Here is a 16,601-nt window from a genome sequence, read left to right on the forward strand (position 1 = left end):
TCGGCCGATGGAACCCGCCACACTCACCACCGACCGCCTGTCGCTGCGCGGGGTCGGCCCGCAGGACACCGACGCCGTGTACGCCGCCTGCCAGGACCCCGACATCCAGCGCTGGACGACGATCCCCTCGCCCTACCTCCCGGAGCACGCGCGGGGCTTCACGGAGCAGATGGTCCCCGACGGCTGGGCGAACGACTCGGTGTTCAACTTCGGCCTCTTCCTCCCCGCGGGAGACCTGGTGGGCATGCTCGGCGTCACGATGATCTCCCTGGGCGTCGGCGAGATCGGTTTCTGGGGCACCAAGGAACACCGCGGCCGGGGCTACGTCACCGAGGCCGCCGTCGCCGCTTCCCGCTGGGCCTTCACCGAGCGGGCCGTCGACCGCCTGGAGTGGCGCGCCGAGGTCGGCAACACGGCCTCCCGCGCGGTGGCCCAACGCGCGGGCTTCACCATGGAGGGCACCTTGCGCTCCGGGATCAACAACAAGGGCGTCCGCCGCGACTGCTGGATCGGCTCCCTCCTCCCCTCGGACCTCTCCCTCCCCTCCACGTCCCCGTACCTGCCGGCACGGACGTAACCGCCGGCAGGTACGGAGCTGCGGACAGTCGCCCCCCGTAGCCGCGGGCAGTCGTGCCGCCGGGGCGGCACCGGGTGGGCGCAGCGGCACCCGGCCGGAGCCGGCCCACCCCCCACTGTCAGACCCACCCCCTACCCTGCGGACGTATGACGACCCTCCCGCCCCCCGCCACGGAACTGTCCGCAGACGAGGCCCGCCGCCTCGCCCTCCGCGCACAGGGCTTCCTCGGCGCCCCCGACCGCCGCGCAGGCGTCCGCGGCGTCCTCCGTCACCTGGGCGCGGTGCAGCTCGACACCATCTCGGTCCTCGCCCGCTCCCACGAGCTGATCCCCTACGCCCGCCTCGGCGCGGTCGGCCGCCGCACCGTCGAGGACGCCTACTGGACCGACACCCACGCCTTCGAGTACTGGTCCCACGCGGCCTGCATCCTCCCCATCGAGGAGTGGCCCCACTTCGCCTTCCGCCGCCGCGCGTACCGCAACCGCCCGCACTGGAACCACCACCTCCCCGACGGCGACTACGACCGCGTCGTCAAGCAACTGCGCGACGAGGGCCCGCTCACCGCGACGGACCTGGGCGGCGCGAAGAAGACCAGCGAGTGGTGGGACTGGTCGGGCACGAAGGTCGCCGTCGAGCGCGCGCTCATGTACGGCGAGGTGGTGTGCGTGGAGCGCCGTGGCTGGAAGCGGGTGTACGACCTGGCCGAGCGCGCGGTCCCGGCCGAGCTGCTCCACGACGACCTGGACGACACCGAGTGCCTGCGCCGCCTGGTCCGCCTGGCCGGCCAGTCCCTCGGCGTCGGCACGCGCGCGGACATCGCGGACTACCACCGCCTCAAGGCCGAGCACGTCGACGCGGTGATCGCCGACTCGGGCCTGGTGCCGGTCACCGTGGCGGGCTGGGGCCGGCCGGCCTGGGCGGACCCCGCGGCCCTGGAGACGGTCCCGCGCGGGCGTCACCGCACGACGCTGCTCTCCCCCTTCGACTCCCTCGTCTGGGAGCGGGCGCGCACGGAGCGGATCTTCGGCTTCACCCACCGCCTGGAGGCCTACGTGCCCAAGCAGAAGCGGGTGCACGGCTACTTCGCGATGCCGGTCCTGGCCGGCGGGCGACTCGTCGGCCGTGTGGACCCGGGGAGGGAGGGACACACCCTGGTCGCCAAGCAGGTCACGCTGGACGGCCCCAAGGCGGCTCCGGCGGTGGCCCAGGCCCTGGCCGAGGCCGCGAGCTGGGTGGACTGCACGAACGTACGCGTGGAACGGGTCGACACACCGGAGCTGTGCGAGCCCCTCACCCGGGAGCTGGCCCGACTGCTCGCCTGATCGGGAACCGGCTCACCGGATCTCGAGAATCTTCTCCCGCATCGCGTACACCACGGCCTCCATCCTGGAGTGCAGCTGAAGCTTCTCCAGGATGTTGCGCACGTGGTTCTTCACGGTGTTCTCGGAAATGAACAGTTCCTTGGCGATGTCCCGGTTGTTCATTCCCGTGGCGACGAGCTTGAGGACCTCCAGCTCGCGATCCGTGAGCCGGGGGGCGGGGACCAGCCGGCGTTCGTCGGTCCGCTGGATCATCGACTTGAACTCGGTGAGCAGCTTCGACGCCATGGACGGACTGATCTGGGACTGCCCGTCGGCCACCGCGCGAATGGCGGTGGCCACCTCGTCCGTCGAGATCTCCTTGAGGAGATATCCGGTCGCGCCCGCCTTGATCGCGTCGTAGAGGTCGGCCTCCTCGTCGCTGATCGTCAGCATGATGATCTTGGCACTGGGGGCCACCTCCTTGATGGAGGTGCAGGCCTCGATACCGCCGCGCTTCGGCATCCGCACGTCCATCAGAACGATGTCCGGCAGCAGGTCGGCGGCCTTCTCCACGGCCTCGGCGCCGTCCCCGGCCTCGCCGACGACCTGGATGTCCTCCTCGGCCGCGAGCACGATCTCCAGGCCGCGGCGGAAGAGGGCGTGGTCGTCCACGACCAGCACCCTGATCGGCTCCTCGCGTGCGGAGCCCGCGTCCGCGTCCGGGCCCATGCCGACCGCCGCGCCGTCGATCCCGTGGTCGACGCCCGCGCTCCGCATCGGTCCGAAACTGTCCGCCATCGTTCCTCCCCCTGAAGGCTGTGGCACGTGGTCCTGAGCCATCGCCAACCCAGAGCAACGACCCACCCGTTGGGCCGTTGCCGCCATGATTCCATGCCTGGCCGACAGCGGGGTGACCGAACGGGCAGCGATGGGGTCGCACACCCTCGCGCACCGTCGCACACCGGTGCCCCTGGGGGGCGCACACGCGCTCCAGGGGCACCGAACCGCTGTCACCCGGCGGTCTGTGTCAGCCGCCGAGCGCGTCGCCCGCGTCGGGAGCGTGCGCCTGGGTGACCATCGTGTCCGTGGTGAGGTGGATCACGCCGTAGTCGTAGGCGTGCCGCCGGTAGACGACGCTGGGCTCCTTGGTCTCGGAGTCGACGAACAGGTAGAAGTCGTGCCCGACCAGCTCCATCTCGTAGAGCGCCTGGTCGAGGGACATCGGGGCGGCAACGTGGGTCTTCTCCCGGACGACGAGCGGGCCGTCGCCCTGGACCTCCAGCGAGCCGATCTTCTTGGTGGGGACGCCGTCCTGCTCCTCCGTCGGGACGACGTCGCCGTTCCCGTTGAGCGTCGCCGCACCGGGTACGTGGTCGGCGACCTCGGCCGCCGAGATCCGGCGCGCGCCGCGGCGCGAGAAGCGCTTGTCGTGCTGCTTGCGCAGCCGTGCGCCAAGCTTCTCCGCCGCCAGGTCGAGCGCCGCGTAGGGGTCGCTCGCCGCCGCCTCCGCCCGGATCACCGGACCGCGGGAGCGGAGGGTGATCTCCACTCGGTCACAGCGGTCGGCCTGCCGGGGGTTCGGCTCCTTGGACACCTCGACGTCGAGGCTGATCACCTTGCCATCGAGCTTCTGGATCTTCTCCAGCTTCAGCTTCTCGGCCACGTGCTTCCGGAACCGCTCGGGCACCTCGGTCTTGCGGCCCTTGACGACGATGTCCACGCAGAACTCCGTTCCCGGATCGCTCCGCTTCTACGGCGGAGCATCTCCCTTTTGCACCAGGTTCCGGTCTCTCCCGAAACCTCGGACTCGGTGACGTCCACCTCCTCCCCCGTGGGCGGGATCTCCACTCCACCGGTGCGGGTGATGACGGCATAACCCGCAGCACGGCATTCGGATTTGAGAGGTGTGGCCTGCGGCTTTGCCTCACAACCGAACATATCTCGCCCGGACGGATGTCGTCACCCTCTACCGCGGCGTACCTCCGTTCCGGTGAATTGAACCTCTCATTACCTGCAACGACGAAAGTTCTCAGTCAGTTCCGGTTTATTTCGAAGGAATCTGGTGACGCCGCGACCACTGCCGCGCAGAACACCTCACGGATCACGCCACCGCCTCCGTACCGTCCCGCCATTCGGGGCCCGGTCTTCCGTTCCTCTCTGCCTTCCCCTGCCTCCGCCGGATACACAGCCGATTTCGCCCTCCCGTACGTGGCCGGTCCCGCCCGCGACTCAACGGCGGGAGCACTCGCCGCCCGCACCGCGCGTGCCGCCTCGGCCAGCGACGCCCCCGTCGTCATCAGGTCGTCGACCAGGACGAGCGCCCCACCGCCGCGCAGCAGCACGCCGCCGCCGGGCGCCACCGCCAGCGCACCCGCGAGGTTGGCCACCCGCTGCCTGGCGTCGAGCCCCGACTGGTCCGCCACGGCGTACCGCTGCCGCAGCACGGCCAGCACCCGGGCGGACGTCCCGGTGCGCCGCAGCTCCCCGGCGGCCGCGAGGGCGATCCGCCGCGCCGGATCGTGTCCGCGGGTCCGCACGGCTCGGCGCGCCGACGGCACGGGCACGAGCAGCACCGGACCCCGCCCCCGTACGTCTCCGGCACCCGCACCACCGGCATCCGCGTCACGGGCTCCCACCTCACGGGCTCCCGCCCACGCCTCCCGGAGCCCCGCCCGCACCGCTCCCGCCAGTGCCGTACCGAGCGGTCCCGCGAGGGACAGCGCCCCCCGCTCCTTGTGGGCCAGCAGCGCGGCCCGCACCTCGTCCGCGTACGGCGCGGCCGCGTGCACCGCCGGCAGTCCGGGCGGCGCCGGCCCCGGACGCACCCGGCGCGGCGGGGCCCCGCCCAGCGCCGTACGGCAGCGCGGGCACAGCACCGCACGAGCCCTGCCGCAGCCCCCGCACTCGGCCGGCAGCACCAGGTCCGTGAGGTCCGTCCACCATCCCCGCAACGTCCGCGATCCGCTCATGGCCACCACTGTGCCCGCGCCCGCAGAACCCTGCCAGGCCTGTGGAAAACCCCGTCGCGCCCCCAGAAGGTGCGGACGCCGGGGCCTCACCCCGGATAGACCGGCGCGGTCCCCTCGGTCACCTTCTGCCACTGGAGCCCGGACGGCAGCCGCACGATCAGCTTCTCCGAGTACGCCACCAGCGGCAGCCGCTCGTCCTCGGTCGCGGCGATCTCCTTGACGCCGGTCAGCGCCGCGGGCACCGAGGCCTCCGGCGTCGAGCCGTCGACCTGGACGTAACCGATCTGCTGGACGCCGCCGCGCTCGCGCCCGACCACGACGAGGCGGGCGTCACCGGCCCACGACATGGCCGTGACCTCTTCCAGCTCCGGGGTCGCGGAGCGCAGTTCGAGCACGGTGACCGCGGGCTGTTCGCCGGCCCGTACCTCACGCTCGATCCGTCCGATGAGCAGGGACCGCTTGCCGTCCTTCTCCACGACGAGCGCGATCCGCACCCCGTCGGCGGCCACGCGCACGGCCTGCACGCGCCCGTCGAGGCCCGGGGTCCTGACCTCCACCGGATCGCCCGCGCCCTCCTTCAGCAGCAGCAGCCGCGGGTTCGCGGGGTCGCGGTCGGCGATCCAGAGGTCGCCCTGCGTGTCCCAGCTGGGCGGTGTCAGCCGGTCCGTCTCCGCCTTGCCCCCGCTGGTCAGCACCGGGTCGCCGAGCGAACCGCCCGACACCAGCGAGCCGACGTACAGCGACTTGCTGTCGAGACCGATCCCCGCCGCGCTGTGCTCGTCGCGCGACACCGCGACCGACCGCATGGCCCGGTGCCCCTCGCCCAGCGGGCCGGGCACCGGTTCGGCCCGGGTCCCGTTGCTGCCGGCGGCGATCCGCACCAGCCGGTCCTGGTCGTCGATGAAGTACAGGTAGTCGGGCCGTTGCGCCGAGCCGCGCGTCGCGACCGTCTCGGCCCGGTCCTCGGAGAGCGAACACATCTGCTCGCCGCCCGAGCGCAGCTCGACCTCCTCGACCGCCGGCGTGAGGTTCTGCAGCGTGAACAGGAGCTGCGCGGCCATCTCGTCGCACTCGTCGGAGCCCGCCGCGGCCGCCTTGTCGTTCAGTGGCACGGTCAGCTTGTTGCGGTCGTCCGGCGTCAGCGAGTCGACTTCCTCCGCCAGCGCCGTCCCGGTCGGGAAGCTGGACCTGACCACGGGGTCGAGCAGGCTCGTCGGCCCGCTGAGCAGGGAACGCACCACCTGGGTCAGCGGATCCACCCGTCGGCGCACGTAGACGGGGTCGGCGACGGCCGACGGCTCCCGGACCGTGCCGGTGCCGGTGTCCGCCCGCGTCACGGTGTTCGAGGCGAAGTAGTACCGGTTGACCGACATGTAGTTGCGCTGGAAGTCCGACTTGCCCATGACGACGCCCTGCGGCAGCACGTCGATGCGCCACTGCTTGGTCTTGGGGTTGCGGCTGAGGTGCACCGACTCGCGGTACGAGCCCTGTGCCGGCGAGTAGGACTGCTGCGCGTCCACCGTGGCGACCTTGGTGCCGGTCAGGTTGACCGAGTAGTCGTTGGCGTCCTCTCGGTTGCCCGAGTGGTCGGACATGGTCCCCGGGCCGTCCGCGAGCACCGTCGCCGACCGGTCCGGCCGCCAGTTCTTCGCTGCGTCGCCCGTCAGGTACTTCCGCGCCGTCTCGTAGTGCGGATCGTCGCTGGTCAGCGCCTCCAGGAAGCCCTGCACGATGTCGGCGGGCGGGTCGTCGTCCTGCGGCGGCATCGCGAACACCCGCACCTGCGGGTCCTGCCGGGGCGTGGACTCCACTCCTCGCAGGTCCCCGCTGTCGGGCATGGACGCGCATCCCGCCAGCAGTACGAACCCGCAGGCGGCGTACGCCATCACGCGTGCCGGCCCCCGCCGACCGCTCCCCTCGCGGTCAGCGCCCACGAGTTGCCTCCCCTTGCCTGCTCGACTCCTCGGACCCGGTGTCCGGACGGCTCGCCGCCCCAGGCGCCGGCCCGTCGTCCTGTCTCCGGGCGGCGCCCGAGACCGGCCTCGGCACCACGCGTGCCCCGTTGCCCGGCAGCGCCGTCGGGTCGGCCGTCGGAGCGACCGCGGCCTGCCGCGGCGGTATCGGTCCCCGTGCGGGGACCGACGAGGCCTGCCCGGCCGGGGCCTGTGCCGGGACGCCGACCGCCTTGTCCGCGGCGCGCGTCGATGTCGTGTCGTTGAGGCCCGCGTCCTGGAGCCCGCGGTTGCGGCGCGAGTCGGCCGGCTCCAGCGGTATCGGCGAACCCCTCAGCGGCTCGTCCGCCGTCCTGGGCAGGGTCAGCCGGAACTGCGAACCGCCACCGGGCTCGCCCCATGCCTGCAGCCAGCCGCCGTGCAGCCGCGCGTCCTCCAGGGCGATGGACAGTCCCAGGCCGGTGCCGCCGGTGGTACGCGCGCGTGCCGGGTCGGCCCGCCAGAAACGGCTGAAGACCCGGGTGGCCTCGCCCGGCTTGAGTCCGACACCGTAGTCGCGCACCGCGACGGCGACCGCGCCCCCGGCGGCGGCGAGCTTGACGACGACGTCCCGGCCCTCGCCGTGCTCGACGGCGTTCACGACGAGGTTGCGCAGCACGCGTTCGACACGCCGGGCGTCCGCCTCGGCGACCACGGGCTGCTGGTCGCCGGAGAGGCGTATCCGCGTCCCCTTGCGCTCGGCGAGCGGCTCCGCACCGCTGACGACCCGCCGTACGACCTCCCTGAGGTCTATCGGCTCGGCCTCCAGGGCCGCGGCGCCCGCGTCGAAGCGGCTGATCTCCAGCAGGTCCGCGAGCAGCGTCTCGAACCGGTCCAGCTGGTCGGCGAGCAGCTCGGCAGACCGCGCGGTCACCGGATCGAAGTCCACGCGCGCGTCGTGGATGACGTCGGCCGCCATCCGGACCGTGGTCAGCGGGGTCCGCAGCTCGTGCGACACGTCGGAGACGAACCGCCGCTGCATCCGCGACAGGTCCTCCAGCTGGCTGATCTTGAGCTGGAGGTTCTGCGCCATCTTGTTGAAGGCCTCGCCGAGCCGGGCGATGTCGTCCTCGCCGGTGACCTTCATACGTTCCTGCAACCGCCCCGCGGACAGCCGCTCGGCGATGCTCGCCGCCATCCGTACGGGTGTGACGACCTGGCGCACCACGAGCCAGGCGATGGCGCCCAGCAGGACGACGACGAAGAGCCCGGCCGTCGCCAGGGTGCCCCTGACCAGGCTGAGCGACTTCTCCTCCTGCGTCAGCGGGAAGAGGTAGTACAGCTGGTAGGGCTCGCCGTTCGGGTCGTTGACCTGCTTGCCGATGACCAGTCCGGGCTGGGAGGGCTGGTCGGAGTTGTAGACGATCCGGGTGTAGCTCTGGGCGGCGGCGGTGTCGCCGTCGATGCGTTCGCGCAGGGCCTCGGGGACGCTGGCCGCCCAGTTGACCGTCCCGGAGGCGCGTGGACCGCGTCCACTGCCGCTCTCCCCGCCCATGGGCAGGGTGACCACGTCGAAGGCGCTCTGACCGCCGCTGGAGAGCGACTTCACCAGTTCGCTCATCCACTGGATGACGTTCTGCGCGGGACGGCCGTCGGCGGGGGTGGTGTCGTCGCCGTTGGTGCTGGCCGCTTCCTCGGCCTTCTGCTTGGCCGCCGTGAAACCACCGGTGGCCTGGCTCTGGGAGGCTTTCACCTTGGCGTCGAGCAGTCCGTTGCGGACCTGCCCGATCACCACGAAACCGAGGAGCAGCACCACACCCAGCGACATCAGCAGCGTCGTGGCGACGACCTTGAGCTGGATGTTGCGCCGCCACAGCCGCATGACCGGCAGCAGGGGGCGGCGCACCCAGCGCATGAACAGCCGGAGCACCGGGCTGCCCTGCACCCCGCCGTGCAGCAGCCCGCCCTCCAGCAGGCGGCTCCACCGCGAGCCGGGAGGCTTGCGACCGGCTGGGGCGGGGCCGACAGGCCGTCCGGCGCGGGCCCCGGACCCGGGCGCCGAAGCGGCACTGTCCCTGGTCATGTCAGCTCGGTCCGGCCTTGTAACCGACGCCACGGACGGTCACCACGATCTCCGGCTTCTCCGGGTCCTTCTCGACCTTGGAGCGCAGCCGCTGAACATGCACGTTGACCAGCCGGGTGTCGGCGGCGTGCCGGTAGCCCCAGACCTGCTCGAGGAGCACCTCGCGCGTGAACACCTGCCACGGCTTTCGGGCCAGCGCCACCAGCAGGTCGAACTCCAGCGGCGTCAGCGCGATCGACTGCCCGTCCCGCTTCACGGAGTGACCGGCCACGTCGATGACCAGGTCGCCTATGGCGAGCTGCTCCGGCGCCGGTTCCTCCGACCTCCGCAGGCGCGCCCGGATACGGGCCACCAGCTCCTTCGGCTTGAACGGCTTCACGATGTAGTCGTCGGCACCCGACTCGAGACCGACCACGACGTCGACGGTGTCACTCTTCGCCGTCAGCATCACGATCGGTACGCCCGACTCCGCCCTGATCAGGCGGCACACCTCGATGCCGTCCCGGCCGGGCAGCATGAGGTCGAGCAGCACCAGGTCGGGTTTGGTCTCCCGGAAGGCGGCCAGCGCCTTGTCGCCGTCGGCTACGAAAGACGGCTCAAAACCCTCACCACGCAGCACAATGCCGAGCATCTCGGCCAGTGCGGTGTCGTCGTCGACGACAAGGACTCGTCCCTTCATAAACGACATCATCCCATTAGCTAATCGTTACCTGGCGTGACCTGGCACACAGCGCGGCCAGGGCCTCGTTGGTCACGGGCGAAACCACGCCCTCCTCGGTGACGATCGCCGTCACCAGTTCGGGCGGGGTCACGTCGAACGCCGGGTTGTACGCCTGGGTCCCCAGGGGTGCCACCGGAATCCCGCCTCCCGCTCCCGCCACCGGCACCTGAGGCGCTGTGACCTCGGTCACTTCATATCCGGGGCGCTGTTCCACTTCGATGGACGCCCCGTCCGGTGTGTCCGGATCCACCGTCGTGACCGGCGCCACCACGATGAACGGCACGTGGTGGTAGCGCGCGAGCACCGCGAGCGGATAGCTCCCCACCTTGTTGGCCACCGAACCGTCGGCCGCGATGCGGTCCGCGCCGATGAGCACCGCGTCCACCTCACCCGCCGCGAACAGCGAACCCGCCGCGTTGTCGGTGAGCAAGGTGTACGCCATGTCGTTGCGGGCCGCCTCGTATGCCGTCAGGCGAGCACCTTGCAGCAAAGGACGCGTTTCGTCCACCCACAGGCGTCGCAGCCGCCCCGACCGGTGTGCCGCGAGCGCCACCGCGAAGGCGGTCCCTTCACCGCCCGACACCAGCGAACCCGTGTTGCAGTGCGTGAGGACGCGGTGCCCCCCGGCGGGCAGCAGCTCGTCGAGCAGCGCCAGCCCGTGCCCCGCCATCCGGGCGCTGGCCTCGGCGTCCTCCCGGTGCAGCGCCCGCGCCGCGGACAGCGCCGCCGCGGCCGCCTGCCCGGGGTCGCCGGTCCTGGCGAGCGCCTCCCGGTGGGCCGCCTGCGCCCGGCGCACCCCCACGGCGAGGTTCACCGCGGTGGGGCGGGCCCCCGCGAGAGCCGCCGCGGCCTCTTCGACCTCGAAGCCCCGGACGGCGGCGAGCGCGACGCCGTAGGCGCCCGCGACACCCAGCAGTGGCGCCCCCCGCACGGCGAGCGAGCGGATCGCCTCCACCAGCGCGGCCGGGTCCGTGCAGACCAGCTCGACCTCCTCGGCCGGCAACCTGGTCTGGTCCAGCAGCACCAGCACCGGGCCCTCGGGAGGCTCCTCCCACCGCAGGACCGGTATCCCGGTCGGCCGCCTGCCCTCGCCGCTTCGCGCGTCCTGATCAGCCATGCGGTCAGTGTGCCCCCTGTACGACGGACAACTGAAGGTGCGCAGCCCCTACCGCGCCCGGTCCGCACCTGGCGCCCCCATGGCACGATGGCTGCCAACCTGCCGCCGCGACCGCGGACGGGCACCGTGAAGGAGCGACGATGAACGACACTCCGGGCTGGGCATCGCCCGGATCCGCCCCGTCCGACGGGCAGGAGCCCGGCGCGCCCGGCCCCGCCGCGCCCGCCGACCGCCCCGCCGGCCCCGACCGGCCGGACGCGGAACCGACGAGCCCCGGCACGAAGTGGTCCAAGGAGCAGCCGCCCCCCGGCCAGTGGTCCGCGCCGACCGGCCCCGCAGGCACGGGCCAGGCCCCGCCTCCTCCGCCACCGCCCGGCCCGGGCTGGGGCACCCCGCCGCCCGGGCCCCCCGGAGGCGGCTACGGCGGCTACCCGGGCCCGGGCGGCTACGGCGGCCCGGGCGGCGGCTACGGCGGCTACGGCGCCCCCGGAGGACACGGCGGCTGGGGAGGCGGCTGGGGCGGTCCCCCGCCTGCGGCCAAGCCCGGCGTGATCCCGCTCCGCCCGCTCGGCGTCGGCGAGATCCTCGACGGTGCCGTCTCGACCATGCGCACCTACTGGCGCACCGTCCTCGGCATCTCCCTGACCGTCGCCGTCTTCACCGAGGTCATCGTCGTACTGCTCCAGGGCCTCGTCCTGGACGACACCAGCAGCGAGGTCCTCAACGACCCCGACGCCACCCTGAGCGAGCTCAGCGACGCGCTGGCCGACACCACGCTCAACTCGAGCGTCGTCTTCCTGCTCTCCCTGATCGGCACCGTACTGGCCACCGCCCTGCTCACCACCGTCACCAGCCGCGCCGTACTCGGCAAACCGGTGACCACCGCCGAGGCCTGGCGGGACGCCCGTCCCCAGGTGCTGAAGCTGTTCGGCCTGATCCTCCTGCTGCTCCTCATCTCCGTCGCCCTCCTCACGGCAGGCATGACTCCCGGTCTGATCATCACGGCAACGGCGAACAGCGGGGCCGGCGTGGCCCTGACCGCCCTGGGCTTCATCGCGGGCGGCGTCGTCGCGGTCTGGCTCTGGGTCCGCTTCTCGCTCGCGTCCCCCGCGCTGATGCTGGAGAAGCAGGGCATCAAGAAGGCGCTGGGCCGCTCGGTGAAGCTGGTGCGCGGCTCCTGGTGGCGCGTCTTCGGCATCCAGCTGCTCGCCTCGGTGATCGCCGGCGTCGTCGCGTCGATCATCGTCATCCCGTTCACCCTCCTCGCCGCTGTCGTCGGCGGCGACGGGATCGGCGGCTTCCTGGCGGGCACCGGCGACCTCGGCTGGACGTTCCTCGTCGTCAGCGGCATCGGTTCGGTGATCGGATCCATGATCACTTTCCCGATCACGGCGGGCGTGACCGTCCTGCTCTACATCGACCGGCGCATCCGCCGCGAGGCCCTCGACCTCGAGCTGATCCGCGCCGCCGGCACCCGGGGTCCCGGCGCCTCCGGCGCCGTCCCGGGGAGCTGATGCGGTGAGCACGCCGGGGGGAGTTCTCACAGAGGTGCTGTCACGCACCGCCGCACGCACGGTGTCACGCGCCGGCGACACCTCCGCGCTGTCGGCACTGTCGCTGTCGCGCTCCGGCGACGAACCGCCGGTGACGATCCCGGGCGACCCCGCGAGGGAGGCAGCACGGCGCGAGCTGTCCAAGCGCATGTACCACGAGAACGACCCCAGCTGGTTCCAGCGGGCCCTGAACGCCTTCTGGGACTGGATCGAGGAGCTCTTCGGCAAGGCGTCCACCGCGACGCCCGGCGGGACGCTCGGACTGGTCGTCGTCATCGTGGCCGTCCTGGCGGTGCTGGGCGCCCTCTGGTGGCGCCTGGGCACCCCCCGCCGCAGTCCCGTCTCCGCCCCCGCCCTCTTCGACGACCGCCCCCGCAGCGCCGCCGACCACCGCGCCGCCGCCGAGGCACACGCCGCCCAAGGACACTGGAGCCGGGCCGTCCAGGAACGCATGCGCGCCGTCGTCCGCGCCCTGGAGGAACGCGCGCTGCTCGACACCCGCCCCGGCCGCACCGCCGACGAGGCGGCCACCGAGGCCGGCCGTGCCCTGCCCGTCCACAGGGACCGGCTGCGCGCCGCCGCCCTGGACTTCGACGACGTCGCGTACGGCGGCCGGCCCGGCAGCGAACAGTCGTACCGGCGCCTCACCGAACTCGACCACGACCTGGAACGCAGCAAGCCCCACCTGGCGAACAGCACGGCCGGCGGCACCACGGGCGACGCGGACCGGGACACCCACCGGGGAGCCGCCGAATGACCACCGAGGCCACGCTCCCCACCACCGCGGCCTCGCCCACCGCCCGCCAGGTGTGGACCCGCACGCGGGGCATCGCGCTCGCCCTCGTCCTGCTGCTCGCCGGGGCCGTCGCGATCGCGGTCGTCCGCTCCGACGCCCGGCACGGCGCACTCGATCCGCGCTCCGCCGACCCCTACGGCAGCCGCGCCGTCGCCGAACTCCTCGCCGACCGGGGGGTCTCCACGCGCGTGGTCACCACCCTGGACGAAGCACGGGCCGCGACCGGCCAGAACACCACGCTGCTGGTCGCCGCGCCCGACCTCCTGACGGAACGACAGCAGAACCGACTGCACTCCGCGACGACCGGCTCCGGGGGCCGCACCGTCCTCGTCGCCCCCGGCGGCGCCGCCGTCGAACGCCTCGCCCCCGGCGTCACCGCCGACCCCGCGCTCAGCTTCGACTCGACACTGGCCCCCGCCTGCGACCTGCCCGCCGCCCGGCGCGCGGGCGACGCCGCCACGGGCGGCATCCGCTACAGCACCCACCTCGAAGCCGACGCCTGCTATCCCAGCCGCCGCCTGGCCACCCTGCTGCGCCTCCCCGACCCGTCCGCGAAGGCGTCCGCCGAAGGCGCCCAGGGCGACACCGTCGTCCTCGGCGCCCGCGAGATCCTCCTCAACGACCACCTCGACGAGCACGGCAACGCCTCGCTCGCCCTCCAGCTCCTCGGCTCCCGCGACCATCTGGTCTGGTACCTCCCCTCCCTCTCCGACATGCCGGCCCCGGACGAGGAACGCAGCTTCTTCGACCTGCTCCCGTCCGGCTGGCTCTGGGGCACCCTCCAGCTCTTCATCGCCGCCGCCCTCGCCGCCCTGTGGCGGGCACGCCGACTCGGCCCCCTGGTGCCGGAAAAACTCCCCGTCGCGATCCGCGCCTCCGAAACCGTCGAAGGCCGCGCCCGCCTCTACCGCAAGGCGAACGCCCGCGACCGCGCCGCCACCGCTCTTCGCTCCGCCACCCGCACCCGCCTCGCCCCTCTCGTAGGCGTCCCCGTCACCCAGGCCCAGACGCCCGAGTCCCTGCTCCCCGCCCTGTCCGCCCACCTGCACGGCGCACACGGCGACGGACAGTCCCTGCACGCTCTCCTCTTCGGCCCGCCGCCCGGCGACGACGCGGCCCTGATCGCACTCGCCGACCAACTCGACGCCCTCGAAAGAGAGGTACGCCGTCCATGATGGACCCGACCACTGACAACGCCGGGCAGAGCGCGGCCCCGGGCAACGCCCGCGCCGCCCTCGAAGCCCTGCGCGCCGAGATCGCCAAGGCCGTGGTCGGCCAGGACGCCGCCGTGACCGGTCTCGTCGTGGCCCTCCTGTGCCGCGGCCACGTCCTGCTCGAAGGCGTACCCGGAGTCGCCAAGACGCTGCTCGTCCGCACCCTCGCCCAGGCCACCGAGCTCGACACCAAGCGCGTCCAGTTCACCCCCGACCTGATGCCGAGCGACGTCACCGGTTCCCTCGTCTACGACGCCCGCACCGCCGAGTTCTCCTTCCAGCCCGGCCCGGTCTTCACCAACCTCCTGCTCGCCGACGAGATCAACCGCACGCCCCCGAAGACCCAGTCGTCCCTCCTGGAAGCCATGGAGGAACGCCAGGTCACGGTGGACGGCACCCCTCGTCCGCTTCCCGAGCCCTTCCTCGTCGCGGCGACCCAGAACCCGGTCGAGTACGAGGGCACCTACCCCCTTCCGGAAGCCCAGCTGGACCGCTTCCTGCTCAAGCTCACCGTCCCGCTGCCCACCCGCCAGGACGAGGTCGACGTCCTCACCCGGCACGCCGCCGGCTTCGACCCGCGCGACCTGCACGCCGCCGGCGTACGCCCTGTCACGAGCGCCGCCGACCTGGAGGCCGCCCGTGCCGAGGCCGCCAAGACGACCGTCTCGCCGGAGATCACCGCCTACGTCGTCGACATCTGCCGCGCCACCCGCGAGTCGCCGTCCCTCACCCTCGGTGTCTCACCCCGCGGAGCCACAGCGCTGCTGTCGACCGCCCGCGCGTGGGCCTGGCTCACCGGCCGCGACTACGTGACCCCCGACGACGTGAAGGCCCTGGCCCTTCCCACTCTCCGGCACCGTGTCCAGCTCCGCCCGGAAGCCGAGATGGAGGGCGTGACCGCCGACTCGGTCATCAACGCGATCCTCGCCCACGTCCCCGTGCCCCGCTGATGGCACTCACCGGACGCGCCGCGCTCATCGCGGCCCTGGGCTCCGTCCCCATCGGCATCTGGGACCCGAGCTGGACGGGGATCCTTGCGGTCAACGCCCCGCTGGCCGTGGCCTGCGCCTGCGACTTCGCCCTGGCCGCTCCCGTACGCCGCCTCGGCCTGAGCCGTTCCGGCGACACGTCCGCCCGCCTGGGCGACACCGCCGACGTCACCCTGACGGTCACCAACCCGTCGGGCCGCCCGCTCCGGGCCCGCCTGCGCGACGCCTGGCCGCCGAGCAGCTGGCAGCCCGGCACGGAGACGGCGGCCTCCCGCCACACCCTCACGGTGCCCGCGGGGGAACGCCGCCGCGTCACCACGCGTCTGCGGCCCACCCGCCGCGGCGACCGCCAGGCGGACCGCGTCACGATCCGCTCCTACGGCCCCCTGGGTCTCTTCACCCGCCAGGGCACCCACCGGGTCCCCTGGACCGTACGCGTCCTCCCTCCGTTCACCAGCCGCAAGCATCTCCCCTCGAAGCTGTCCCGCCTCCGCGAACTCGACGGGCGCACCAGCGTCCTCATCCGCGGAGAAGGCACGGAGTTCGACAGCCTGCGCGACTACGTACCCGGCGACGACACCCGCTCCATCGACTGGCGCGCGACGGCACGCCAGTCCGCCGTCGCCGTACGCACCTGGCGCCCAGAGCGCGACCGGCACATCCTGCTCGTCCTCGACACCGGCCGCACCTCGGCGGGCCGCGTGGGTGACGCGCCCCGCCTCGACGCCGCCATGGACGCGGCTCTGCTGCTGGCCGCCCTGGCCTCCCGCGCGGCCGACCGCGTCGACCTCCTCGCCTATGACCGCCGAGTACGCGCCCTGCTTCAGGGCCGCACGGCGGGCGACGTCCTTCCCTCCCTGGTCAGTGCCATGGCCACCCTGGAGCCGGAGTTGGTGGAGACCGACGCGCGGGGCCTCACCGCCACCGCTCTCCGGTCGGCCCCGCGCCGCTCCCTGGTCGTCCTCTTCACGACTCTCGACCCGGCCCCGATCGAGGAAGGGCTGCTTCCTGTCCTGCCCCAGCTGACTCGGCGCCACACGGTCCTCGTGGCCTCGGTGGCCGACCCGCATGTGGCGACGATGGCCGGCGCCCGCGGCGATACGGACGCCGTCTACGAGGCCGCAGCGGCCGCACAGGCCCAGTCGGAACGCCGTCGCACCGCCGACCAACTCCGCCGGCACGGTGTAACGGTCGTCGACGCGACTCCCGAGGAGCTGCCCCCGGCTCTCGCGGATGCCTACCTGGAACTCAAGGCTGCGGGCCGCCTGTAAACGGCGGGGCGGGGCCGAGAAAGGCCCTGCTCCCTCCGCTCCAATAAGCGGCCATATATAAGCCCGAACGACCCTTGAA

General features: G+C 72.8%; 14 protein-coding genes. 7 read left to right on the top strand and 7 right to left on the bottom strand.

Annotated features, from left to right (window positions below; genetic code table 11):
- Nucleotides 1-7 precede the first annotated feature (7 nt).
- Both Sco07f_RS38655 and Sco07f_RS38660 read left to right on the top strand, forming a co-directional pair.
- Entirely contained in the window at nucleotides 8-577 is a 570-nt protein-coding gene (locus Sco07f_RS38655; protein ID WP_087790706.1) for a GNAT family N-acetyltransferase, read from the top strand.
- Between the two features lie 146 nt (nucleotides 578-723).
- Nucleotides 724-1,899 (top strand): winged helix-turn-helix domain-containing protein, encoded by a 1,176-nt coding sequence (locus Sco07f_RS38660; protein ID WP_108990690.1) that lies wholly within the window; start codon nucleotides 724-726, stop codon nucleotides 1,897-1,899.
- A 12-nt stretch (nucleotides 1,900-1,911) separates the two neighbouring features.
- Here Sco07f_RS38660 and Sco07f_RS38665 read toward each other — a convergent pair whose 3' ends face one another.
- From Sco07f_RS38665 to mtnA, 7 genes are all read right to left on the bottom strand, one after another.
- Nucleotides 1,912-2,676, bottom strand: a complete 765-nt coding sequence (locus Sco07f_RS38665; RefSeq protein WP_007450227.1) for a response regulator — start codon at nucleotides 2,674-2,676, stop codon at nucleotides 1,912-1,914.
- Between the two features lie 229 nt (nucleotides 2,677-2,905).
- Entirely contained in the window at nucleotides 2,906-3,598 is a 693-nt protein-coding gene (gene hpf, locus Sco07f_RS38670; RefSeq protein ID WP_007450228.1) for a ribosome hibernation-promoting factor, HPF/YfiA family, read from the bottom strand.
- Between the two features lie 313 nt (nucleotides 3,599-3,911).
- Complete coding sequence (locus tag Sco07f_RS38680; RefSeq protein WP_108990691.1) at nucleotides 3,912-4,847, bottom strand: ComF family protein; 936 nt, start codon at nucleotides 4,845-4,847, stop codon at nucleotides 3,912-3,914.
- Nucleotides 4,848-4,933: 86 nt separating this feature from the next.
- Nucleotides 4,934-6,781 carry an LpqB family beta-propeller domain-containing protein gene (locus Sco07f_RS38685; RefSeq protein WP_108990692.1) on the bottom strand — a complete coding sequence of 616 codons (1,848 nt, stop codon included), beginning with the start codon at nucleotides 6,779-6,781 and terminating at the stop codon, nucleotides 4,934-4,936.
- Nucleotides 6,771-8,861, bottom strand: coding sequence for an MtrAB system histidine kinase MtrB (gene mtrB, locus Sco07f_RS38690; RefSeq protein WP_087790702.1), 2,091 nt, complete (start codon nucleotides 8,859-8,861; stop codon nucleotides 6,771-6,773). Before mtrB ends, Sco07f_RS38685 begins: the two co-directional genes overlap by 11 nt.
- 1 nt (nucleotide 8,862) lies before the next feature.
- Nucleotides 8,863-9,552, bottom strand: coding sequence for a two-component system response regulator MtrA (gene mtrA / locus Sco07f_RS38695; protein WP_003975799.1), 690 nt, complete (start codon nucleotides 9,550-9,552; stop codon nucleotides 8,863-8,865).
- Nucleotides 9,553-9,556: 4 nt separating this feature from the next.
- On the bottom strand, nucleotides 9,557-10,699 hold the full coding sequence (gene mtnA / locus Sco07f_RS38700) for an S-methyl-5-thioribose-1-phosphate isomerase (RefSeq protein ID WP_108990693.1): 1,143 nt from the start codon (nucleotides 10,697-10,699) through the stop codon (nucleotides 9,557-9,559).
- 140 nt (nucleotides 10,700-10,839) lie between these two features.
- Between mtnA and Sco07f_RS38705 the strand changes: the two genes are divergently transcribed.
- The 5 genes from Sco07f_RS38705 to Sco07f_RS38725 are packed head-to-tail and all read left to right on the top strand — an operon-like array spanning nucleotide 10,840 to nucleotide 16,522.
- Nucleotides 10,840-12,213: a DUF7847 domain-containing protein gene (locus tag Sco07f_RS38705; protein WP_108990694.1), complete on the top strand. Its 1,374-nt coding sequence runs from the start codon at nucleotides 10,840-10,842 to the stop codon at nucleotides 12,211-12,213.
- Nucleotides 12,214-12,217: 4 nt separating this feature from the next.
- Nucleotides 12,218-13,009 carry a DUF4129 domain-containing protein gene (locus Sco07f_RS38710; RefSeq protein WP_439959712.1) on the top strand — a complete coding sequence of 264 codons (792 nt, stop codon included), beginning with the start codon at nucleotides 12,218-12,220 and terminating at the stop codon, nucleotides 13,007-13,009.
- Nucleotides 13,006-14,223: a DUF4350 domain-containing protein gene (locus tag Sco07f_RS38715; protein ID WP_167468348.1), complete on the top strand. Its 1,218-nt coding sequence runs from the start codon at nucleotides 13,006-13,008 to the stop codon at nucleotides 14,221-14,223. Before Sco07f_RS38710 ends, Sco07f_RS38715 begins: the two co-directional genes overlap by 4 nt.
- The gene (locus tag Sco07f_RS38720; protein ID WP_007388657.1) at nucleotides 14,220-15,212 is read left to right on the top strand and encodes an AAA family ATPase; all 993 of its coding nucleotides are present in this window, start codon (nucleotides 14,220-14,222) and stop codon (nucleotides 15,210-15,212) included. Before Sco07f_RS38715 ends, Sco07f_RS38720 begins: the two co-directional genes overlap by 4 nt.
- Complete coding sequence (locus Sco07f_RS38725) at nucleotides 15,212-16,522, top strand: DUF58 domain-containing protein (protein ID WP_108990695.1); 1,311 nt, start codon at nucleotides 15,212-15,214, stop codon at nucleotides 16,520-16,522. Before Sco07f_RS38720 ends, Sco07f_RS38725 begins: the two co-directional genes overlap by 1 nt.
- Nucleotides 16,523-16,601: the final 79 nt, after the last annotated feature.

It is taken from the genome of Streptomyces coelicoflavus (genome assembly GCF_003112555.1).
In the GTDB taxonomy this organism is placed as follows: Bacteria; Actinomycetota; Actinomycetes; order Streptomycetales; family Streptomycetaceae; genus Streptomyces; species Streptomyces coelicoflavus.